18 protein-coding genes and 1 tRNA gene are annotated in these 22,648 nt (G+C 62.3%); 8 read left to right on the top strand and 11 right to left on the bottom strand.

Annotation, left to right across the window (positions count from 1 at the left end; all coding sequences use genetic code 11):
* Positions 1–54 precede the first annotated feature (54 nt).
* From LD110_RS13235 to LD110_RS13220, 4 genes are all read right to left on the bottom strand, one after another.
* A complete protein-coding gene (locus tag LD110_RS13235) occupies positions 55–1,266 on the bottom strand; it encodes an acyl-CoA dehydrogenase family protein (RefSeq protein WP_225499297.1) in 1,212 nt (403 codons plus the stop codon).
* A 127-nt stretch (positions 1,267–1,393) separates the two neighbouring features.
* Complete coding sequence (locus LD110_RS13230; protein ID WP_225499296.1) at positions 1,394–3,091, bottom strand: class I adenylate-forming enzyme family protein; 1,698 nt, start codon at positions 3,089–3,091, stop codon at positions 1,394–1,396.
* A 71-nt stretch (positions 3,092–3,162) separates the two neighbouring features.
* Positions 3,163–4,380: a CaiB/BaiF CoA-transferase family protein gene (locus tag LD110_RS13225; protein WP_225499295.1), complete on the bottom strand. Its 1,218-nt coding sequence runs from the start codon at positions 4,378–4,380 to the stop codon at positions 3,163–3,165.
* Between the two features lie 49 nt (positions 4,381–4,429).
* Entirely contained in the window at positions 4,430–5,584 is a 1,155-nt protein-coding gene (locus LD110_RS13220; protein WP_225499294.1) for a glycoside hydrolase family 88 protein, read from the bottom strand.
* 94 nt (positions 5,585–5,678) lie between these two features.
* On the opposite strand from LD110_RS13220, the gene LD110_RS13215 reads away from it, so the two are divergent.
* On the top strand, positions 5,679–6,527 hold the full coding sequence (locus LD110_RS13215) for an IclR family transcriptional regulator (RefSeq protein ID WP_225499293.1): 849 nt from the start codon (positions 5,679–5,681) through the stop codon (positions 6,525–6,527).
* Here the strand turns inward: LD110_RS13215 and LD110_RS13210 are convergent.
* Together LD110_RS13210 and LD110_RS13205 are read right to left on the bottom strand one after the other, a co-directional pair.
* A complete protein-coding gene (locus LD110_RS13210) occupies positions 6,458–7,636 on the bottom strand; it encodes an alcohol dehydrogenase catalytic domain-containing protein (RefSeq protein WP_225499292.1) in 1,179 nt (392 codons plus the stop codon). The two genes, LD110_RS13215 and LD110_RS13210, sit on opposite strands and share 70 nt — an antisense overlap.
* A gap of 66 nt (positions 7,637–7,702) precedes the next feature.
* Complete coding sequence (locus tag LD110_RS13205; protein WP_225499291.1) at positions 7,703–8,668, bottom strand: hypothetical protein; 966 nt, start codon at positions 8,666–8,668, stop codon at positions 7,703–7,705.
* A gap of 224 nt (positions 8,669–8,892) precedes the next feature.
* Here LD110_RS13205 and LD110_RS13200 point away from each other — a divergent pair, with 224 nt between their 5' ends.
* Genes LD110_RS13200 through LD110_RS13190 form a run of 3 tightly spaced genes read left to right on the top strand, consistent with a single transcriptional unit; the run spans position 8,893 to position 12,543 of the window.
* Positions 8,893–9,672 carry an enoyl-CoA hydratase/isomerase family protein gene (locus LD110_RS13200; protein ID WP_225499290.1) on the top strand — a complete coding sequence of 260 codons (780 nt, stop codon included), beginning with the start codon at positions 8,893–8,895 and terminating at the stop codon, positions 9,670–9,672.
* Between the two features lie 55 nt (positions 9,673–9,727).
* On the top strand, positions 9,728–11,050 hold the full coding sequence (locus LD110_RS13195) for an MFS transporter (RefSeq protein WP_225499289.1): 1,323 nt from the start codon (positions 9,728–9,730) through the stop codon (positions 11,048–11,050).
* A gap of 20 nt (positions 11,051–11,070) precedes the next feature.
* Complete coding sequence (locus LD110_RS13190) at positions 11,071–12,543, top strand: aldehyde dehydrogenase (NADP(+)) (RefSeq protein WP_225499288.1); 1,473 nt, start codon at positions 11,071–11,073, stop codon at positions 12,541–12,543.
* Positions 12,544–13,201: 658 nt separating this feature from the next.
* Here the strand turns inward: LD110_RS13190 and LD110_RS13185 are convergent.
* Positions 13,202–13,275 (bottom strand) — tRNA-Thr (locus LD110_RS13185).
* A gap of 245 nt (positions 13,276–13,520) precedes the next feature.
* Positions 13,521–14,411 (bottom strand): thioredoxin domain-containing protein, encoded by an 891-nt coding sequence (locus LD110_RS13180; RefSeq protein ID WP_225499287.1) that lies wholly within the window; start codon positions 14,409–14,411, stop codon positions 13,521–13,523.
* A gap of 206 nt (positions 14,412–14,617) precedes the next feature.
* On the opposite strand from LD110_RS13180, the gene otsA reads away from it, so the two are divergent.
* From otsA to LD110_RS13160, 4 genes are all read left to right on the top strand, one after another.
* Entirely contained in the window at positions 14,618–16,135 is a 1,518-nt protein-coding gene (gene otsA, locus LD110_RS13175) for an alpha,alpha-trehalose-phosphate synthase (UDP-forming) (RefSeq protein ID WP_308012436.1), read from the top strand.
* Positions 16,125–16,964 (top strand): trehalose-phosphatase, encoded by an 840-nt coding sequence (gene otsB / locus LD110_RS13170; protein ID WP_225499286.1) that lies wholly within the window; start codon positions 16,125–16,127, stop codon positions 16,962–16,964. Before otsA ends, otsB begins: the two co-directional genes overlap by 11 nt.
* A gap of 193 nt (positions 16,965–17,157) precedes the next feature.
* The gene (locus LD110_RS13165; protein ID WP_225499285.1) at positions 17,158–18,240 is read left to right on the top strand and encodes an ABC transporter ATP-binding protein; all 1,083 of its coding nucleotides are present in this window, start codon (positions 17,158–17,160) and stop codon (positions 18,238–18,240) included.
* A gap of 179 nt (positions 18,241–18,419) precedes the next feature.
* A complete protein-coding gene (locus LD110_RS13160; RefSeq protein WP_225499284.1) occupies positions 18,420–19,832 on the top strand; it encodes a DUF4032 domain-containing protein in 1,413 nt (470 codons plus the stop codon).
* A 91-nt stretch (positions 19,833–19,923) separates the two neighbouring features.
* On the opposite strand, the gene LD110_RS13155 is transcribed toward LD110_RS13160, so the two are convergent.
* The 3 genes from LD110_RS13155 to LD110_RS13145 all read right to left on the bottom strand — a co-directional run bounded on the left by LD110_RS13155 (position 19,924) and on the right by LD110_RS13145 (position 22,466).
* Positions 19,924–21,351, bottom strand: coding sequence for an FAD-binding oxidoreductase (locus tag LD110_RS13155; RefSeq protein ID WP_225499283.1), 1,428 nt, complete (start codon positions 21,349–21,351; stop codon positions 19,924–19,926).
* Positions 21,352–21,417: 66 nt separating this feature from the next.
* Positions 21,418–21,933: a GNAT family N-acetyltransferase gene (locus tag LD110_RS13150; RefSeq protein WP_225499282.1), complete on the bottom strand. Its 516-nt coding sequence runs from the start codon at positions 21,931–21,933 to the stop codon at positions 21,418–21,420.
* A 20-nt stretch (positions 21,934–21,953) separates the two neighbouring features.
* Entirely contained in the window at positions 21,954–22,466 is a 513-nt protein-coding gene (locus LD110_RS13145) for an SRPBCC domain-containing protein (RefSeq protein ID WP_225499281.1), read from the bottom strand.
* Between the last annotated feature and the right edge of the window lie 182 nt (positions 22,467–22,648).

Genomic DNA, 22,648 nt, shown 5'->3' with positions numbered 1-22,648 from the left:
CCACCCCCCCCATGTGGCCGTAAGGGAGAGAGCGCGTACCCAGTGCGAATAGAGTCAGGCGCCGGTGGGAGTCTCGGTTGTGCGCACGGTCTCCCAAGACGGCATGAACGAACCACTGTGGCCATCCTTGGCGAAGGCGTTCACGAGCCGCCGTCCGAGCATGGTTTCATGGATTTCACTGGTGCCGTCGAAGATCTGCGTGGCTTTTGCGTCCCTGTGCAGCCGCTCAACTCGGGAGTAGGCGATGAGTCCAGTGGCACCGAAAATCTGCATCGCCTGATCGGTGTGCTCACGGGCAAGATCGCTGGCTGTCATCTTGGCGATGGAGATGATGTCCTGGTCGCCGCCATTGCCGAGCATGTAGGTCTCCGTAGCGCGCATGGCCAGCTCCCTGGCCGCGTGGTAGGCCGCGCGCATGCGGCCCAGCTTGATCTGAATGCTTGGGAGATCGCCGATGCGCTTGCCGAACGCGCTTCGTGTGGTGGCCCGCTCCACGCTCACTTCGAGAGCTGCTCGAAGGATGCCGCAGGAATAGGAGGCTGCGTCGATCCTGGCCATGTTCAAACCATCCATCATTCCAGCGAACCCGTCCACCTGCAGGGCATTGCCGACCGGAACAACCACATTGTCAAACGAGAGCTTGCCGTTGGAGAGCCCGCGGAATCCCGACAGCTCCGGTCCAGGCTCGCCCTTGGCGCCCGGGCTGGACATATCGACCACCAAGGCCAGGGTAGGGGCATCCCGTTCGGTGGATTCCTGCTTGCACAGGACGATGGCGTAGGAGGCCACGGGCGCGAAGCCGACCCAGCACTTCTGTCCGTTGAGGATGTAGTTATCGCCTTCCCGGCGGGCTAGCGTAGTCATGCCGCGGAGGTCCGTTCCGGCGTGCGGTTCGGTCAGGGCGAAGGATCCATACGCTTGGCCTTCAATGGTCGGTTTCAGCCAACGGTCCCTGACTTCCGGCCGCGCGAAGCGCGAGAGCAAGTACGAAACGAGCCGCATGACGCCAAGTTCCATGGCTACCGGGGGGCAGACGCTGGCGATGCGCTCAGTCACTTCATGTACCAGCGGCATGCGGGACAGGTCGAGCTCCAGGTCGTCGTTGAAGATCAACTTTACGAAGCCAAGAGCCGCGCCTTCGTCTAGGATCTCCTTGTCGAATTTTCCGCTCCGGTCCATGGCTTCCGCCCTTGCTGCCAGCCGGTCTGCGAATCCTTCAGCGTTGGCCAGTATGTGCCGTGCTCCGATTTCGGTTGCGACGCTCATGAGCCTGCTCCGTACTGGGCCGGTATGGTGCGGTTGAGGGTTCCCATTTGTATCTCCTGATTTGTTGTATTTGCTTTGACAGCGGCTGTTCGGTGGCCCGAAGCCACTGATTTTTGGTGGGCCGCCGTCACGAACTTGCCGATCCGCTTGGTCCCTCCATCGGCCGGGCGTTTGCTGGCCCACTAATCTCCTGGGTTTCGCCGGAGCGGAAGGACGCGTCCCAGAAGCGTGCGAGTTCACCCGCAAGCTGTTGGGCCAAAGTGGTGCGGCGGATTTTGCCCACGGTGGTAGATGGAATTTCTGTTCCGAAGATGACCACTTTGGGGCACATGTGCGGCTCAAGCCGTTCGGCGCACCAAGCCAGAAGCTCCGGCTCCGTCAGGTTTCCCTTGGCGATCACGAAAACGGCGATCTCCTCCCCCTGCCAGCGGTTGGCGAAGGGAATGGCTGCAGCACTCTGCACCAACGGATGGTTGGCTACGACTTCATCGATCAGCTGCGGGGCGATGTTCAGACCGCCCCGTACGATGCTTTCGCGCAGACGCCCTTCATGGAAGAACCAGATATTGCCGTCAGAGCCGAGTTCCCAGTAGCCGCGGTCGCCAGTGTGGAACCAGCCGCCCGCGAACGCTTCCGCGTTGGCATTATCATTGTTCGCGTACTCGGTCATGAGCATGCCGCCGCGGGCCACGATTTCCCCGCGTTCACCCGGCCCGCAAGGAGCGCCGCTCGGATCAATTACCTGTACCTCGGCGTGAGGTACAGCTGTCCCAATGGACTTTCGCAGGCGGGGTTCAAGAAATCCGTCAGGCCCTCGTCGCGTAGCCGTCAGTACAGCTGTAGTCTCAGAGAGCCCATACAGTTGCCGGACGGGTATCCCGAAACGTTGCTCGAATTCGGATGCTGCCGTAGCCCGCAAAGGGCCGCTCCCGGAGATGACTTCCTTCATCACGGATCTCCCGTGGTCGCCCTCTGCCGCCAGCAGATACTCCAGAACTGTGGGCACAATGCTGCTCGTCGTCGCGCGGGTCTCGCTGGCTATGGACCAGAACGTGCTGCCACTGAACTTGTCTACCAGTACCGTTGATCCCCCGGCGAACCAGGGCAGGAAGCTGTTGATCAGCAGGCCGTTTGCGTGGCTGATGGGCAAGACAGTCAGGACCCTGGTTTCGGCGGTCCAGCCGAATGCTTCCTTCATCGCATCTGAGTTGAGCAGGATGCTGCGCATGGGAATGACGATCGCCTTGGGCCGCCCGCTGGTGCCGCTGGTGTGCATCCGAAGGGCAGGGGCCTCTAGCGTCTGCGACGTAGCAGGGGTCCAAGGCCGGCCCCTGCGCTGGGTGGACATAAGTCCACTGATAACGATCGGTTCCACCGATTCCTGGCGCCGTGCCCGGGCGACCGATTCGGGTCCTGCGTCCACACCGATCCACCGGGCCGCACAATCCTGCAAGATTTCCCTGTGCCGCCCATCGCCTTCGCGAGGATCCAGCGGAACGACGCAGGCACCCAGTAGCCATACTGCGAAGGTGAAGGCAAGAGTCTCGGGCGTGTTGTGCGCCAGGACGGCAACATTGTCCCCGGCCTTTACCCCATGGCGTGTCACCTCGTCAGCCACGCTGTAGACGGCATTCCTCCATTGCGCCACCGTCCACTCGGACCGTGTTCCTTGAGACCGGCTGATCGCGATGAGGTAGGTCCTGTCGTCGTCTGTCCGGCTTTCGAAGAACGAAGCAAAGTCGTCCCAAGGTGGTGAATATCCGTCGACATCGAGCCGTGCAACGTATTCTGTTGCCGTTGTCGCACCACGCTGTTCAGTCTTCATGTCATGCCTTCTCTGATCTCAAAATGGCGGCGCTGCCGAAGGCTCTCGGCCAAGGAAAGCGGCCACCCCCGCTACACGAGAGTCGCGTTGGAGGGGCGACCGACGAGGCCGCTTCCGACGAACTCGTCGATCTGCTCCAGCGAGTATCCGAGCTCCACCAAAATTTGTTCCGTGTGCTGGCCCAGCAGCGGCGCGGTTTCGTACGGCCTGTCGGTGGCCGCGGACAAGCGCACTGGATTGTCGATCACCTTCGTGGGTCCAAGGACCGGGTGGTCCAATGTGCGCACAACGTCGTTGTGAACGACCTGCGGATGCGTCAGGACGCCGTCGTAGTCCAGGACAGGCCCGCACAGGACTCCATGGGCGCTGAGTTTTTGGACTGCTTCGTCCGTGGTGAAGCGGCTGAACTGCTCGTCAAGGAGTGTCCAGAGCGCAGCCCTGTTCTCTAGCTGCAGTTCCGCGGTCGCGAATTCGGGCTTGGCGGTGAGGTCTTCAATGCCGAGTCCCTTGCAAATTGCCTCCAGGGGATCCGGACGAAACAGTCCGACGACGGTGATCCAACCGTTTGCTGTCTTGAAGGAGCCGACCAGGTTGTCCCTCTCCCAATGGTTCTCGAACCGTCGCATCATCCACTGCGTGTATTCCTGCATCTGAGCGAACAACGCGGTATCCAGGAGCGAGACATCCACTCGCTGACCTAGGCCGGAGGTATTCCGTTCGAGCAGTGCCATGAGGATTCCCTGCACCAGCGCCATGCCTGAACCAAAATCAACGAATGGCGTCGGGAAAATGGCTGGGCGGCCATCGACGTCGCGGTTATGCCACGTGGCCCCGGAGATGGACTGGAGCACCATGTCCTGTCCCCCCATTCCGTTCAGGGGGCCTGTTTCACCAAAGCCGGTGCCGGATGCGTAGATAAGGCCCGGGTACTTCTCTTTTAGCGCGTCGTACCCGAGGCCCATTCGATCCGCGACTCCGGCGCGGAAGTTCGACACGATGACATCAGTATTCTCGAGCAGCTGGTGGACTATCCCCATGGCGTCCGGGTGCTTCATATCCAGGACGAGGGAACGCTTGTTGCGGTTGAGGGACAGAAAGCTGGCGCTGTCGTCAATGCCATTGGACTTGGTGTCGATAGTTCGGCTGATGTCTCCGAGCCTCGGGCGCTCGATCTTCGTGACCTCTGCGCCGAAATCGGCGAGGATCTGCGTAGCCATCGGCCCGAACTGGACCTGGGTAAAATCCAGGATCCGAATACCGGCCAACGGGAGTGATCTGTTGTGGGACATGGTGTTTGTGCTTCCTTCTTAAAGAACCTACCCTGACGGCGCCTTTTGGCTAGATGAGGCCGGCCGGAACCGATCCGGAAAGGACGGCGAGGGCCTCGAACAGGTAGTAGCTGCCAAAGATGAGCTCAACGTCTGTTGCGGCATCGACACTCCTTACAGTGCCCCTGCGCGTGAAGCAGCCGCCGGTGAGGATGCCGACGGGCCGCTGGTCGCCGGGCCGGCAAGGTGTGAGGTATCCCGCGATCAAGGCCTCGGCGCTCTCGCGGGCGAACGATTCATAGGTGGAACCTGATGCATCATCGCCGAGTGCATAGCTGAGCCTCAGGAGCGCGGCCGTCGCCATGGCGGTGGCAGCGGTGTCCCGGTTGGTATCGGGGATGGCCGGATCGTCAAAGTCCCAGAACGAAACCTTGTCGGCCGGGGCGTTGGCGATCCACCAGTCGGCAGTACGCCTTGCGTATTCCCGCCACAGCGGCTCGTCGGGACGAACAACAGCGGCCTGCGCACTGTAGATCATGGCCCAGGCCTGGGCTCGTCCCCAGACGCTGGTATCGCTGTACCCCTTGTGCGTGTGGGTTCTGACCACCGCACCGGACTCCGGGTCGAGCGTGGAGGATTGGATGACGCTGCCATCTGCGCGGACGTGATTTTCCAGCACACGCCGCGTGTGGCGGACTGCGATCTCCTCCAGCCGTTGATCGGCGAGCTCCGACGCGGCCCAGAAGAGCAGCCCGCTGGCCTGCAGGGAATCGATGCTGCTTTCTGCGGGCCCTGTGGCGGCGGCTTCCTCGGCGTCTGGGCCGAGGGGTATAAGCCCAAGGCGTTCGTCGAACATGTCTGCCAGGGACCGAGCGGCGTTCAGGGCGGTTTCCCGGGCCTTCGGATCCTTGAGGAGAATGTTGCCGATGGCCGCGCCGTAGTAAAAGCCAAAGCCCTTGAAGGCTGTCTTCATCTCGATCCGCGGGGCCATGAGGGCCATTGCGTGGTGAACATCTTCGAGGCTGCAGCTGGACGGATCGATGATGTGCGCCAACCAAAGTTCGCCGACGTAGGCGCCGCCTGTCCAGTCCCCGTCCGGTGTTAGGGTCCACTCGCCGGTCTCTGGATCGGCCCAGTGCGGAAGCCCGTTCACGGCGCTTTCTTTGGTAGCCGCGATCCGGGAAAGCATCCGGGCCTGGGCGTTTTTAAACTGCAGAGACGACATGTAACTCCTTTGTCAGTCGCCAGCCGGTATCCGGCCCGCGTGTCTTGCCCATCTACGCTTGCGGTTTTGTCTGATGGGTTAGACAATGTCTTATATGTATAACTCTACTGTTCCCGCCCCCACGCCGTCCACCCCTCGAACGGTGTCCCAGGGTGCGGAGAAACCCAACGGTCGCATTACCGCCCCTGCCCTTCGGCGGGGATTGGACATCCTCGAACTGTTCCTTGAGCACAATGACGGACTGAGGGTGCCGGAAATAACGGAAAGGCTGGGCATCCCCCGGGCCAGTGTCCACGAACTGGTAGGGACACTGGCCGAACGGGGATACCTGCAGGCAGTTTCCGAGCCACCGAGCCGATTCGTGCTTGGGGTTCGGGCTTTCCAGTTGGGTGGAGCGTACGAACGGGAATTGGACCTTGCTGCCTTGGGCCGTGAAAGCGCCCGGCGGATCGCCGCGGAGTGCGGCGAAACTGTGCAAATCGTTGTTCGCGACGGCCGGTATGTCGTGTACATCGTCAAGGTCGACAGCACGCACTCGATCCGTCTGGTGTCCGACGTTGGCAGCCGCCTCCCCTCGTACTGCACCGCAGGAGGCAAGGCCCTCCTCGCGGCCCTGCCTGCCGAAGAAATCGACCTGCTGTTCCCCGACGATGAGGCCCTCAAACCCATGACCGCGAACAGCATCAGCACCAGGGAGCGGCTGTTCGCAGAGCTTGATCTCACGCGCAAACGCGGCTGGTCGGAAGAGAACAGCGAGTCAAATGAAAACGTTGCCTGTGTCTCCGCACCGGTGTACGACCGATCAGGCAAATGCGTTGCAGCCATGAGTATCTCCATTCCGACCCTGCGCCTGGATGACAGCAAGAAGGCGGACTACATTGACCTGGTGGTCAAGGGGGCGGCGGAGCTTTCGACCAACTTGGGCTGGCTCTCCACTAGGTAGTCTTCTCCGGTGAACGAGGGAAGGATGATCGAACGCCCCGGGGCTCCCGACTGCAGTGCACCATAGGCCTTATTGATCTGCGAAAGGGCGTACTGCTCCCCGACCAGCTTTTCGAGGGGAAGCCTGCCGGCCATATACAGATCCAGGATCTTTGGTAGCTGCACGAGGGTATTGGATGAGCCATAGAGGCTCCCGATAATGCGCTTCTCCTGCTGCACAAGCGCATTGATGGGAACCTCGAAGGTGGCGCCGACTTTGCCAAGCCCAACGGCCACCACAGTTCCCGAAATACCGACGTTTTCGACAGCCTGCGTCAGCGTTTGGCGGATGCCCACAGCGTCCATCGCCCACTTAATGCCATTGGGGCATATCTTGGCGAGGGCAGAGCCAAGGTCACGGTCGGATGAATTGATCGTGTGAGTTGCGCCCACCTCGCGCGCAAGGTCCAGTCGGGCGTCAACGGTATCGACCGCAATGATGGGATAAGCGCCGATCAGGTTCAACCCCATCATCGCGCTCAGCCCCACGCCGCCTGCTCCAATGACCACAACGGCGTCTCCTGTGGCGTCCTTCATCAGGTTCAATGCAGCACCGACGCCGGTCACCACAGCGCAGCCGGCAATCGCAGCTATCTCGGGCGGAACATCGGGCGAGATCTTGATCACGGACCGCTCGGAGACCACGCATTCTTCCGCGAAACATGAAACGCCCATCAGGTGGTGGATCTTCTGCCCCTGCAGGCTTAGGCGTGATGTCCCGTCGGGCAGGCCGCCGGTTGCGCCTTGCACGCGGCCGAGAGCACAAAGGGCGGGGCGCCCGCTGGTGCAAAATTCGCAGTCCCCGCACCGGGGACGCCATGTCAGGATGACCGAATCCCCTGGAGCAACGCGTGTCACGCCTTCGCCCACGCGCTCCACGATACCGACGCCCTCGTGGCCCAGCACTGCCGGCAGCTTCCCCTGCAGGTCGCCGTTCATGTAGTGCAGGTCGCTGTGGCATACGCCAGCGGCCTGGATCCGCACCTTTACCTCGCCCCGCCTTGGATTTTCAAGATCTATATCTTCGATCCGCAAGGGCATTTGGGCTTCAAATAAGACTGCCGCTTTCATGGAGGCTCTTTCCTTATGATTTCCTGCCCATTGGATTTGGGCGGTGACATAGTCTGTATCGGGAATTTAGGCTCCTGTGGGGAACCGTTTCGGGAGGGGTTGGTCCCTGCGGCCGGTGGGGGACATCGGCAGAAGGAAGGGACTGCGCTCTAGTTCGTCCAATCCAAGGCGCGCCCTCCGGACACGTTCCCTGGTCGAGTCAAGGATCATCGAATTCAGCTGCGCCCCGGCCGGATAGACATCCGGGGCGTTGCGCAGGCCGAATTTCACATACAGGGGGGCCGCGACCCGGATGATTTCGTAGATCTCGTGATGACGGACGAAACCGCCAATGTTGTCGGGGGCTTCAATATAGAAGTCCAGCGTGGCATCGTTCGAGGCCCGAATTTCTGCCAGTTGCGCTATCGACAGATCCGAGGGCACGTTGATGGTGTCGGCTCCGAGAAGTTCATTCACCCGGAATGAGGCGGGATTGGCAGGGGCGGACATGATGGACGTCTTGAACTGGACGTCAGCTGGAATGGCGCCGGCCTCGCGAAGCCCCTGGAGTGCCCAAAGCAGCCCTTCATCAGAGACTAGGAAACTGCGGACCCCCAGCGCCGCACCGCGCTCCACTTCTGCGACGGCCGCACCGAGCTGGACTATTCCGCGCGAGCGCGCCCCGATCGACCCGGCCGCGCTTCGGTGCGCTCCTCCCACATCCCAGTTTGCCCCCGGGCGTGCAAACAAGCACAGCTCGACGTCGCTGTCCTGGCACATCTTCACCATGTCCAGAATTTCAGCGTCCGTGAGCATCGTGACGCCTGAACCCTGAGAGATTCGGTGCAGGGGAACACCCAGACGGGCGGCTTCATCAAGCGCCGCCCGCACTGATTCCGGTCCTTCAACGGACGGGATCTCTACCCTCCATGCCCCGCCGTCGGGAAAGGATTTCGTTGATGAGGCAATCGCTGCTGCCCCTGAGACGTAGCCCAAACCCGCCAAGGACGCCGCGCCGGGAGAGTATGGCCCGGCCGCCTGACTCGTATTCATCCGTAACCGTCTTTCATCACTGCTTGGTTGTCGATATATCGGACAACGTCTGTTATGACATACAACGCTAACCGGAGGGTAGCTCCAGGTCAAGAGGGCAGCACATCCCTGCCCGCGCCCGGATGTCGCAGTTTGCGCTTCTTGACGTGGGTTCCATCACATGTCAACATTGCTTACATATCGGAATGCGTCTGATATATAAGACACGAAGAGGGAATGGTCTGATGGGTGAGTTTGTCAGCGTTGAGATCCGAGGAACCGTGGGCGTGCTCCGCCTGCACAGGCCGCCGCTTAACATCCTCAATCTTCAGGCGCAGGACGAACTCGCCGTGGCGGCAAAGGCCATAGAGGCTGATCCCGCGATCAGGAGTGCCGTTATTTACGGTGGTGAAAAGACTTTTGCCGCGGGCGCCGATATCAAAGAAATGTCCAAGATGACGCCGGAGGATCTCCGGAAGCGAAGCTGCGGCCTGCAGCACGGATTCAACGACCTGGCCCGGCTGTCGAAGCCACTGATCGCGGCGGTAACGGGCTACGCGTTAGGCGGCGGATGCGAACTGGCACTGTGCGCCGACGTGCGCTATGCCGCCGCCAACGCAGTCTTCGGACAACCCGAGGTCCGTCTGGGGATAATGCCCGGATGTGGCGGCACGCAGCGGCTACCGCGGCTGATCGGGCCGGCCAGGGCCAAGGATCTGATGCTCACGGGCCGGCAGATCTCCGCTGACGAGGCGTACCGCATTGGGCTGGTGGACCTCGTCGTGCCCGCCGACGAGGTCCTGGACCACGCCATGGACTGGGCGCAGCAATTCAGCGCTGGACCCTCGGCGGCACTGCAAACCATCAAACAGGTGGTGGACGACGGCCTCGACACGCCCCTGGAATCGGCACTTGCGTTGGAACGGCGGCTCTTTGCCCGTCTTTTCGACAGCCAGGACAAATCGACCGGCATGGAACACTTCCTCGCCAAATCAGGAACTGCCGCGCAATTTGCCGGCAAGTAAATCCTTCTCCCATACGCAGAACACTCTTAGAGCGGAACAACAAGGAGCAACTCTCATGGATACACAGCTCAGCAATGACGCCGAGCGGGCAACAGCTCGACCCGCGCCGACCAGGAAAATGACGGCCGGGCTCGGGGGCGGTGTGCTCCTGGAATGGTACGACTGGGGCGTCTACGGGTTCATGGCCGCCTTCCTGGGCCCGCACTTCTTCCCCTCCGGAGATCCAGTGGCCTCGACCCTGACAGCACTGGCAGTCTTCGGCGCTGGATTCTTCGCGCGCCCGCTCGGCGCCGCAATCCTCGGTCCCCTCGCGGACAGGTTCAGTCACAAAAAGATCATGATGCTCTCGGTATCCGCCATGGCGATCGGATCGCTGATCATCGCCGCGCTGCCTACGTACAGTCAGATCGGGATCATCGCCGGCATCGTGCTCCTGGTCATCCGGCTTACCCAGGGCCTGGCAACCGGCGCGGAAGCCGGGGTGGCTAATGCGATCGCCATCGAACTGGCACCGCCGGGCCAGCAGGGGCGATTCCTAGGGCTGATCAGCGGCTCGTTCATCCAAGCTGGAATTTTCGGCTCCAGCCTCATCAGCTTCTTCGTCAGCGCGGCGATACCGTCCGCAACCATGGCTGAATGGGGATGGCGCATACCGTTCCTCATCGGAGGACTGATGGGAATTTTCGTCATCGTTCTGCGGCGGGAGTTGCCGGAGACGCTGGTCGAAAAGGCCATGCACCACGCCAGCGAACACGACCGGATTCACGCAACCACAGGCAACGTGTGGAAGGCCCTGTGGAAAGCGCGGCTGGCCCTGCTGAGCGTTGTTCTGGTCATTGGAGCCGTGCAGATCGCCAACTATGCCTGGACAACTGCCCTGCCAAACCTCGCCAACTCGGTCCACAAGGAAAACAGCACCGCCGTCTTCGGAATCATCACCGCCATGGGCGTCCTCTGGATCATCATGGGCCCCTTCGTTGGACGCTTCGCCGACCACATCAGGCCCTCGCGGGCGTTCATCATCACCCGCCTGCTGCTGATTCCCGCTGTCTTCACAATTCTCCTCTACACCGAACCCGGCATCGGAGTATTCGCCCTGGTGGTGTTTCTCGGCGGCACTGTCGTGGGGATCAACATGAGTCTGTACAACTACATCGCAGTCACTCTGATGCCCCGGAACATCCGTACGACAGGCGTAGCCGTGGGATATGCGCTTGGCGTTTCGATCTTCGGCGGCACATCCTCGTACCTCCTGGTCTGGCTCCAGCAGCAGCACCTCCTGTGGATGTTCTCCGTCTACGGCGGGGTGGTCTGCCTGCTCAGTGTCCTTGTGTACTGGGCAGCCAAGAAGCGCGGCCACGTCTACGTCGCAAACTAAACCAAAAGGATTCACTGCACATGGCACTGACCACCACCCTCCCCGGGCCGACCACCGCCCAAGCCCTGGAAGCCATCCTCACCGGCGCCGAAACCGCGGCTCCCATCTGGGCGGAAACCACAGCCGAAGAGCGCGCCTCCGCCCTCCATCACGTCGCCGACCGCCTGGACGACGCTGCCGAGCGTCTGATCGAGGTCGCCCACGAGGAGACCCATCTGACCGGGGCACGGCTGCAGGGCGAGTTGAAGCGGACGACCTTCCAGCTTCGATTGTTCGCCGAGATGGTGGCCGAAGGCAGCCACACGGATGCCCGCATCGATTATGCAGATCCCGACTGGGGAATGGGACCACGACCCGATATCCGCCGCAGGCTGGAACCCATGGGTCCCGTACTCGTATTCGCCGGGAGCAATTTTCCCTTTGCCTTCAGCGTCGCCGGCGGAGACACAAGCTCAGCACTCGCGGCAGGCTGCCCGGTAATCCTCAAGGCCCATTCCGGACATCCGCGGCTTTCGGCGATGACCGCGGCCATCGTTTCGGGCGCCCTGGAAGAAGCCGGCGCACCCGCCGGAGTTTTCAGCATTATCTTTGGCACGGAATCCGGCCGCGTGGCGCTCATGGACGAACGAGTGAAAGCAAGCTCCTTTACAGGATCCATCCCAGGCGGGCGTGCGCTTTTGGATATTGCCAATGCACGTCCCGAACCCATCCCGTTCTATGGTGAGCTGGGCAGCGTCAACCCCACCTTCGTCACCAGGAAGGCAGCCAAGGCCCGGGGGGAACAGATCGCCCATGAATTCGTAGACTCCTACACTCTCGGGGCCGGTCAGTTCTGCACAAAACCCGGCATACTGCTTGTCCCGGCCGCTTCCGGCATGGTGGAGTCCCTCGCCGACATCCAACACCCGGCACCGGCCACTCTGCTCAATGACCGCATCCAGTCAGGATACGTCGACGCCCTCGAACGACTCGCCCAACACCCAGACGTCACTCCGCTCGTCACAGCTTCAGGCGCCTACGATGCCCCGCCCGCGCCGACCCTAATGCACACCACCGCCGCGAGCGTTCTAGCCGACCCTCAGGCCCTGATCGCTGAGTGCTTTGGGCCAGCCGCGCTCGTCGTCAGCTATTACAACGAGTCAGAACTCCTGGACGTGGCACGTGTCATCGATGGACAGCTGACAGCAACCATTCACGGCGAGGAGGACGACGAGATAGCCCCGGAACTGATCCGGCTGCTGTCCCGGAAGGCAGGCCGCCTCCTTTGGAACCAGTGGCCGACAGGCGTCTCGGTCACATACGCGCAACACCACGGCGGACCCTATCCGGCATCAACCTCGTCGTCATCGACGTCCGTTGGAACGGCGGCAATCTTCCGGTTCCTCCGGCCCGTGGCGTATCAGGGTATGCCCCAGCACCTCCTGCCCCAGGAACTCCAGGATGGCAACCCCTTGGAGATCAGCAGGCGCGTCAACGGCGTCCAACAACTCTGACATGAAAAGACAGACTGTTCCCGGGACCACGACACAGGTCCCGGGAGCAGCACCCTGGAGCACAACGAGATGCACACGCCATGAAAACAAAGTCCGAACCCAACACACCGGCTATCAACGTCACCAGGGCCCAGGTCTGGCGGCTGGGCACCACTGCCTACGCCGAATTCGCCCACAACTATGTGGTCCTCATGACATCGACAACTGGCCGAATTCAGCTGCGGCACTCTTGGCGGGAGCAGGGTTCGCCCTCATTATCTTCGATCCGATGGAGATGATCTGGCTCTCAAGGGCCTTGCTGGGCCTCTGCCAAGTAAGCCTCACCGCTTCGGCACTGACCATGATGGTGTTGCGCCCAAGAGACAGCCATACTGCGCGGATCTATCCAGCATGATGCAACGTGCCGCGTTGAGACCTTCAAAGGCGTTAAGAGTGACTAGGAACGCTGCGGCGGGACGGAATACAAGGAAGCGCTGGATAAGCGGGCCGCACTCATGGTCTTCACGCCTGAGCTAGCAGACGGCCCTGGCCTCTCAAAGAGGCAGCCAGCCCACCACTGGGCAACTGATTATGGTGAGTTTATAGTGAGTCCTTGTTGGAATGATCCCAAATCCGGCACCAGCCGGAGAATAAAACCGCAGATCAAAGCCACAATCGGAGCCCCCTGCCGGATTCGAACCGGCGACCCCCTGTTTACAAGACAGGTGCTCTGGCCAACTGAGCTAAGGAGGCGCGTCCCGGCGGGCCGGGACCTCTCCGGAAACCCGGAGCCGCCCGTAAAAGGGCGCTAACTAAGCCTAAACCAGGACCTCCCGCGCGCGGAAATCCCGACGGCGGCAGCACCGCCGTCGGGCCCGGAACCAACGCACCCACACCCCGGCGGCAGCACCGGTCCCAGAACCAAAATCGGTCCCAGAACCAAAGCAACCCGCCCCGGAATAGACCGGAGCGGGCCGCCTCTTCAGCAGGAGCAGAAACTACTTCTTGGCGTCCACAGTTGTCTGCAGGAACTGGTCGAACGGAATGTTGGCGGTGTCGCCCTTGCCCCACTGCTTACCATCCACAAACACGGTGGGCGTACCCGTCACACCGATAGCCGCAGCTTCCTGGGTAGCCACCTTCACATAGGGACGGAACTTCTTGTCGTCCACGCATGAATCAATGTTGGCAGCCCCCACATCGCTTGCCATCTTCTTGAGGTCGTTATCGGAAATGCCCGGACCACCTTCGGCTGGCTGCTTGGCAAACAGGGCGTCAACAAACGCGGCGTACTTGTCCGGGGAGCTGTTCACCACGCAAGCAGCAGCGTTGGCCGCGCGGGACGAGTAGTTTGTGGTGGAGCGACTGTCCAGGAAGCCCAACGCACGGTACTCCACGGTGATCTTCCCGGCGTTCCGCAACTCATTGAGCTTCTGGCCGTACGTGGATTCAAAGTTCTTGCAAACCGGGCAGATGAAGTCGATGTACGCCACAACCTTTACCGGTTTTCCGGCCTCAGCTTCGGCCCCGGGAGGCTTGATTTCCGCCGGAGCAGAGGCCGGAGCAGGCGGTACGTCGGAAGCATTGACAGTTTTCGCGTCGGATTTCACCAAGTCGGTATTGGCCAGCAGGGTAACGCCGCCGTGGACGTTGCCGTTGGCCGGCGTCGGGCCCGAATCGGCGATTGGCGCATTCTGGCGGATGGTATTGGTAACAATCAACGCCACAATAGCCAGGATGGCCACGACGAGCACCACGATGCCCCATCCAATGAGCAGCTTGTTGCGCTTTTGCTTCTTCAGCTGTTCCTCCCGGATCTTGCGGGCGGCTTCGCGGGCCTGGGCGGTGCGTTCGGCCTTGGAGAGGCGCGGTTCGTTTGCGGGGCTCATCAATTCCTCGTGTCGATCGGCGTCTTGGAGCGGGCAGGGCAATAGGGCCAGTTTAGGTGAGAAAGCTGGGAGCTTGCCGCTTCAACCAATCGAGTCCGGCCGACACCAAAGCCCTCAAGCACCCTGCAAAACCAACGGACGAATAGCCCGCGAGTTTCCCGGCGGATAGGGTGGGATGTGAGTCACAGCAACACCAGGGAGCAGAAATGCAAGTACCGGAAAGCGAAAAACTCAGAACCAGCGGGGCGGAAGAAACCGCCCCTGAGCGCTCTGCCAACGCGGCGCAACACCAGTCGCACTACGACTTTATGGTGGTGTCCAACCGCCTGCCCGTAGACCGCTGCAGCACTACGGACGACGCCGGAAATCCCACCGAGGGCTGGCGCCGCTCGCCGGGTGGTTTGGTCACCGCCCTGGCGCCCATGATGACCAAAACGGACGGCGCCTGGGTGGGCTGGCACGGCGCCCCGGACGAAACCGTCCATCCATTCCACCACGAGCGCATGGACCTGGTTCCGGTGCAGCTCAGCACAGACGATGTTGAGCATTATTACGAGGGGTTCTCAAACGCCACATTGTGGCCGCTCTATCACGATGTCATTGCTAAACCGGAGTACCACCGCACCTGGTGGGATGCTTACCGGAAGGTCAACAAGAAGTTCGCGGACGCCGTCGCCCGCCATGCCGCCCAGGGTGCCACGGTGTGGGTGCAGGACTACCAGCTCCAGCTGGTGCCGCGCCTCCTGCGCCAGGCCCGGCCGGACCTAAGGATCGGATTCTTCAACCACATCCCCTTCCCCTCCCCCGAGATTTTCGCCCAACTCCCCTGGCGGCAGTCCATCCTGGAGGGCCTGCTTGGCGCAGACCTGGTCGGCTTCCAGCGCCCAAGTGACGCGGCAAACTTCACACGTTCCGCGCGCCGCTTCGCCGGCGCCACTATCAAGCAGCAGCAGATTCACGTCAAGGGTCCCGACGGCGGTGTCAGCCGCGTCGTGCGGGCCCAGGCCTTCCCGATTTCCATCGCGGTGGACCAGATCACCAAGCTAGCCAAAGACCCGGCGATCATCGAACGCGCCCGGCAGATCCGCGAGGACTTGGGCAACCCGCGCACCATCCTGCTCGGCGTGGACCGGCTCGACTACACCAAGGGCATCCGCCACCGGCTCAAGGCCTTCGAAGAGCTCCTGGACGAGGGCTCATTGAAAGTGGAAGACGCCACCCTGATCCAGGTTGCCAGCCCCAGCCGTGAGCGTGTGGAGCAGTACCGGCTCCTGCGTGAGGAAGTCGAGGGCACCGTGGGCCACATCAACGGCACCTACGACACCATCCAAAACACGGCGATCCGCTACCTGCACCACAGCTACCCGATTGAGGAAATGGTGGCGCTCTACCTGGCCGCGGACGTCATGCTGGTCACCGCCCTCCGGGACGGCATGAACCTCGTCGCCAAGGAATATGTCACTGCCCGCACCGAGGATACCGGCGCGTTGGTTCTCAGCGAGTTCGCTGGAGCCTCGGACCAGCTCAAGCAGGCCCTCCTGGTGAACCCGCACGACATCGACGGACTCAAGGACGCCATCATGAAGGCCGTTGACATTTCCGCTAGGGAGTCCCGTCGCAGGATGAAGGCCATGCGGAAGCAGATCCTGGACCACGACGTCGACCACTGGTCCGCTGACTTCCTCTCAGCCCTCGCTGAAAAGGTGGTCCGGGATGACTCCTGAGCAGGCCAGCCCCCTGACGCTGAGCCCGGCATTGCTGGACGCCCTGCGTCGCGTTGCAGCCACGGAACGCCTTCTTGTCGCCATGGACTTCGACGGCACCATGTCACCGATCGTTGACCATGCCGACGCCGCCAGGCCAGTCCCCCGTGCAGCATCCGCTTTCGCTGAACTCGCCAGCCTTCCGCGTACGACGACGGCACTCATCTCCGGCAGGGCCCTCGCCAGCCTGCGTGCTGTGGCATCACCACCGAAGGACACGCTGCTTGTCGGCAGCCACGGCGCCGAGGCGTGGCTTGGCCCAGGCTCCCCGGGCCTCGAGCTGGACGCGGAACAACGCCAGCGCCTGCATGAGGTGCGGACGGTCCTTGAGGAAATCGTCAGCGAAGCGCCGGGAACCGTCCTGGAGGAGAAGCCGGCGGGAGTCGTGCTGCACACCCGGATGGCGGACGACGACGTCGCCGAGGACGCCGTGGCTGCTGCCCGGGCGGTCCTTCAGGACCGTCCCGGTGTTTACCTGAAGACCGGCAAACGCGTTTTGGAAACGTCCGTGGTGCACGCTTCCAAAGGCGAGGGGGTCACGTTCCTTCGCCAGGCCACCGGCGCAACGGCCATCGTTTTTGCCGGTGACGACGTCACGGATGAGGACGCGATTGCCCACCTCGCCCCCGGCGATGTGGGCGTCAAAGTCGGCCTGGATTTCACTCAGGCGGAGTTCCGTGTGGAGCACCCCATCCACGTTGCCGAGCTGCTGGAAGCGCTTCTGCGCGAACGACGCACGGCAGTCAATGGTGGTGCCGCAGGCGCTGACGGCGAGCAGGATCACATGTGACATCCGTAACATTTGCGTGCAACCGCAAATAATCTGACATACTCTTTCTGTGACGTGGCGCACAGCTAACCGTGCGGCGTCACGCGATACTCCTCGGCTTAGGCATTGCCGGCCGGGGAGTTCAACTGAACAAAATGAACCATTCACAACGGATCGTCCGGCACGTACCTGCCGGTGAAGGGAAACGATAACTGTGGCTACAGTTACTTTTGACAACGCTACGCGTCTGTACCCGGGCACTGATAAGCCCGCCGTCGACAAGCTCAACATCGAGATCGCAGACGGTGAATTCCTGGTCCTCGTTGGACCCTCTGGTTGTGGTAAGTCCACCTCCCTCCGCATGCTTGCCGGCCTCGAAGATGTAAACGCCGGACGTATCCTGATCGGCGACCGCGACGTCACTGACGTTCCGCCGAAGGACCGCGACATCGCAATGGTTTTCCAGAACTACGCCCTGTACCCGCACATGACTGTTGCGGACAACATGGGTTTTGCCCTGAAAATCGCCGGTGTCTCCAAGGAAGAGCGCGCCGAGCGCGTTCGGGAAGCAGCCAAGCTTCTGGACCTCGAGCAGTACCTGGACCGCAAGCCGAAGGCACTCTCCGGTGGTCAGCGCCAGCGTGTTGCCATGGGCCGCGCCATCGTGCGTAACCCGCAGGTCTTCCTTATGGATGAGCCCCTCTCCAACCTTGACGCCAAGCTCCGCGTGCAGACCCGCACCCAGATCGCTTCCCTGACCCGCCGCCTCGGCGTCACCACGGTCTACGTGACCCACGACCAGGTCGAGGCCATGACCATGGGTGACCGCGTGGCGGTCCTGAAGGACGGCCTGCTGCAGCAGGTTGACACCCCCCGCAACCTCTACGACAAGCCGCAGAACGTGTTCGTTGCAGGCTTCATCGGCTCCCCGGCCATGAACCTGCTCGAACTCCCGGTCGTCGGCGACGGCGTCCAGTTCGGTGGCACTGTCTACCCGGTCAAGCACGACGTCCTTGAAGAGGCCCACGGCCGCACCGTGACCCTGGGTGTTCGTCCGGAAGACCTTGAGACGGTCAGCACCGGCCAGGGCCTGCAGGTTGAGGTCGACGTCGTTGAAGAGCTGGGTGCCGACGCTTACGTCTACGGCCACACCACGCTGGACGGCAAGAGCCACGACATCGTTGCACGCGTCGACGGTCGCCGCCCCCCGATGAAGGGCGAGTCCATCTTCGTTGCGCCTCAGCCGGGCCACGTGCACCTGTTCGACACCAAGACGGGCCTGCGCCTGGGCGACTAATTGCCCGTGGCACCAGGTAACTGATCCGGCACTGGCCGGGTTGCCGTGGACTTCGGTCCCGGCAGCCCGGCCAGTGCGGGTTAACGCCATGGTGCCTTTTCCCGCCAAGAACCCAACGGCCTCGGTCTCGAAGAAGGCAACTTTGTGCGAGCCCACGCCCCTTACGGAAGAATTGAGCCATGACCGAGCAGACCGGCGCCAAGTGGCATGACGAACCCACCGATTACGAACAGATCGGCAAGCTGCCGCGCACCGAACCGGCCAGCGCCAAGGACTCCGCGCCCCCGGCCAGCGTCATCGGCTCACTGAACATCACTGCCGCTGCAACAGACCCTGAGCTTCTGGACCTCCCCTGGCACATTGCCCTGGAAGACTGGCCCACCGATTACCTCGCGGCGCTCCCCCGAGGCATCTCGCGTCACATCGTGCGCTTCGCACACCTGGGCGGCTCTGTCATCGCCATCAAGGAAACGTCGGAGCACGTTGCCCGGCACGAGTACCACATGCTGCGGAAGCTCGCCCGGCTGGACGTGCCTTGTGTGGAACCCGTTGCCGTCATCACGGGCCGCACCACGCCCGATGGCAAGCCCCTGAATCCGGTCCTTGTGACCCGGCACCTGAAGTTCTCCATGCCGTACCGCGCACTGTTCTCCCAGATGCTGCGCAAGGACACCCTGACCCGCCTGATCGATGCCCAGGCCCTCCTGCTTGTGCGCCTGCACCTCATCGGTTTCTATTGGGGCGACGTTTCGCTATCCAACACGCTGTTCCGCCGGGACGCGGGAGCCTTCGCCGCCTACCTCGTGGACGCCGAAACCGGCGAACTCTACCCGGACCTCTCCACCGGACAGCGCGAGTACGACCTGGAGATCGCACGGGTCAACATCGCCGGTGAACTCATGGACCTGCTGGACGGCGGCCTCATCGAGGACAAGGTGGATCCCGTGGCCACCAGCGAGCTCATCATGGACTCCTACCGCAGGCTCTGGGCGGAGCTTACCGAAAAGGAGTCCTTCGAACTCGGCGAACGCTGGCGCGTCAGCGCCCGTATCCGCCGCCTCAACGAACTGGGTTTCGACGTCGAGGAGTACGCCATCAAAACGACGGCGGATGGCTCCACCATTCAGCTTCAGCCGAAAGTGGTCGACGCCGGACACCACCAGCGCCGTTTGCTGCGGCTTACCGGTTTGGATGCGCAGGAAAACCAGGCCCGCAGGCTGCTCAACGACATGGACTCGTTCCGTGCCGACAACAACCCGGACCTCGACGAAGAAATCAGCGCCCATGCCTGGGTCAGCCAGGTGTTCGAGCCGATCGTCCGCTCCATCCCGCGTGAGCTGGCCGGAAAGCTGGAACCTGCCGAGGTTGTCCACGAAGTGTTGGAACACCGCTGGTACATGACGGAGAAGCAGGAACGCCACACTCCCCTCGCCGAGGCCGTGCAGTCGTACATCGACACCGTGCTTCGCCACCGCAGGGACGAGGCCGCCATCATCCTCAACCCGGACACACAGATGCTGAAAATCCTCGAGGCAGAGACCGAGGAGTCCCGTTATAGTGACCTGGACGAGTACCCGGACGTCGACGACTAACGGGCGGCCAGCCCACCGTGCAGCCCGGGTCGCAGGGCAGCACCGGATCGCTGTGCAGCACCGGATCGCTGGCTGTTTCAGTGTCCTTGCGCTAAATCGCCTTCCCGGGGTTCAGGATTCCAGCGGGATCGAATAGCTCCTTGATCCGGCGCTGCAGTTCACGGACGGGTTCAGCTTGTTCCAAGCCCAGCCAGCGCAGCTTGTATTGCCCCACTCCGTGCTCTCCAGTGATGGTCCCGCCCATGGCAAGACCCACCGTCACGGACTCGTCCAGCGCGGCGTTGAGGCGGGACACCGCATCCACATAGGCCCGCGATCCGTCCTGCCGACCTTCACGATCCACCCAGAACGTCGGATGCAGGTTCCCGTCACCCGCATGGGCAACCACCTTGAGCCGAACGTTGTGGACCTCGGCCAACCGCTCGAGTTCGGCAACATAGTCCACCAGCCGCGACCGCGGCACGGCCACGTCCTCACCCACCCGGAATTCGTCGTCGACCTCGCTACCGCGGCTGCTCCGCCTCAGCTCAACCAGCCGCTCCGCTTCCTCGCTGACCTCCATGGTGACCACCGCACCGCTGGCGGCGAGGACTTCACGTACGACGGCGGCCTCCGCCGCTGCGCCGAATCCATCCGTCTGGACCAGAAGCAGTGCGGTGCCACGAACGCTGAGGTCCGAGCCGTGCAGTTCGTCGAGCTGTGCGAGCGTGCCGCCGTCGAGGAGTTCCATTATGGCGGGCTGAACTCGGGCGCGGCCGACGGCCAGGACACCGGCCGCCGCGGCCTTGAAGTCGGGGAAGAAGGCGGCCACGGTGTGCACGTCGCGGGGAAGGTACCTGAGCCGGACAGTCACGCCAACAACAATGCCCAAAGTCCCCTCGGACCCGACGAAAAGCGAGGCCAGGTCATAACCGGCCACACCCTTGAAAGTCTGGTGTCCCGTGTGAATCAGCGAGCCGTCAGCCAAAACGACGTCGAGCGCCAGCACTGAGTCCCGGGTGACCCCATATTTGGCGCACCGCAGTCCACCTGCGTTGGTGGCGACGTTCCCACCCACGGTGGACCGCCGGTAGCTCGCCGGGTCCGGCGCGTACATCAGGCCGTGGACTGCGGCCGCCTCGTTCAGCTCGGCGTTGACAACGCCGGGTTCGACGACGGCAGTCTCGTCGTCCGGGTTCAGCGCCAAAATCCGGTTCATCCGTTCGAGGCTAAGGACGATGCTGCCTTGCGTGGCGTGGGCGCCGCCTGACACCCCGGTGCCGGCACCGCGGGCAACCACGGGGATCCCGAACGCCGCGCAGCATCGAACGGAGTGCTGGACATCGACCACGGACTCTGCCCACACCACGACGAGCGGCAGGTGGAAGTCCAGCACCGGAGCCTCATCAGTGGCATAGCGCCGCCGGATGCCCTCGTCATGACTCACTTGCCCTGGTGTGAGGCCTTCCTCCAACTGCGCGACGAAGCGCCGGAAATCTTCCGAGGCCTCAGTAAGCACAGAACGTCCTTCAAGCTCCATGGTCGTTCCTGCTCCTTTGCAGTGTTCTTTGCATGCCTGTTGTTTCCTAACGAGATGAATCAAGTGCTAATCCAGCGGACGCACCATGACCAGTTCCCTACGGCTGTGATCCTGCGGATAAGGATGACTCTCCCCCGTGAGCGCAAACCCGTGACGATGGTAGAACGAGCGTGCGCGGGCGTTATCTTCATGCACAGCAAGCTCCAAGGTCCCGGCGCCGAGTTCGACGGCGGCAAACAAAGCAGCATGGAGCAACTCATCTGCCACTCCCAGGCCGCGCATCTTAGGGGCAATGTAGACGGCCGTCAGCACGGCCTGTACGGGAGGTTCCGGTCTCTGGGGGTGCCTCAGTACCACGCGCATGAGACCCACCGCTTCCTGGCGTTCAGCTGTTTCGGCAATGAGCGTTACGCTATCCGGACCCGTCATCGATTCGGCCCGGGCCTGCCACTGCGTATCCGTCTGTCGTTCGGCGGCTTCGAGGCTTTCGACGTAGGCCATCGGGGTATCCGCCAGCATCTCCAGGCGGATGGCTTTCAGCAGTTGCCAGTCCCCGGCAGAAAGCCGTCGAACCTTAGTCACGACAGTCGAGCTCCTACTCACTACGCCTGGCCCTCAGCGGCTTCCGGGCTTCCGCCCATGAACCTTACATACGAAGCCAGCACAAGCGGCCAGCCGGCGTCGTACTCTGCCCTGATGGCTGACGGCTTCTCGGCCCCCTCCCAGCCATCATGGACCACACGCACTTCGGTGCCGCCGTCCACGGCACGGAAGGCCACGCGCAATTCCGTTGACCACAGGGCAGTGCTTCCGGGGTACCAACTCGCGTGGAAGGACAGGGGCGGCTGCCAGTCGTCGATGGTGCCCCACACTGCGGTTCGACCGTCCTCGGCGGTCTCCAGAATCAGGTTCTCCTCAAACTCGACGTGCGAGCCGGGACCAAAGACTGCGTGTTTCTCAAGCGGCCACCACAGGTGGGTGTGGTCAGTAAATCCCAGGAAGGCATGGGCAACCGTAGCAGGCACAACCACCGAGTTGATCACGGGGTCCAGGATCTCAAGAGGCCCAGGAGTTGGCTGCATGCCGGGATCCGGATGGCTAAACAGGTTGTCCATATCTGCCACCTTACCGGTCCCGGTGCTGGTCCCCGCCATGGGCGTTTGTTGGTTTAAATGCGTAGTCCCCGGGCCGTCTTTGGTCCGGGGACTACGTTGTGGTTATGTCCGGCGGTGTCCTACTCTCCCACACCCTGGCGGGTGCAGTACCATCGGCGCTGTGGGTCTTAGCTTCCGGGTTC

This window comes from Arthrobacter sp. M4 (genome assembly GCF_020251205.1).
In the GTDB taxonomy this organism is placed as follows: domain Bacteria; phylum Actinomycetota; class Actinomycetes; order Actinomycetales; family Micrococcaceae; genus Arthrobacter.
This window is presented reverse-complemented; position numbering and strand designations above follow the sequence as displayed.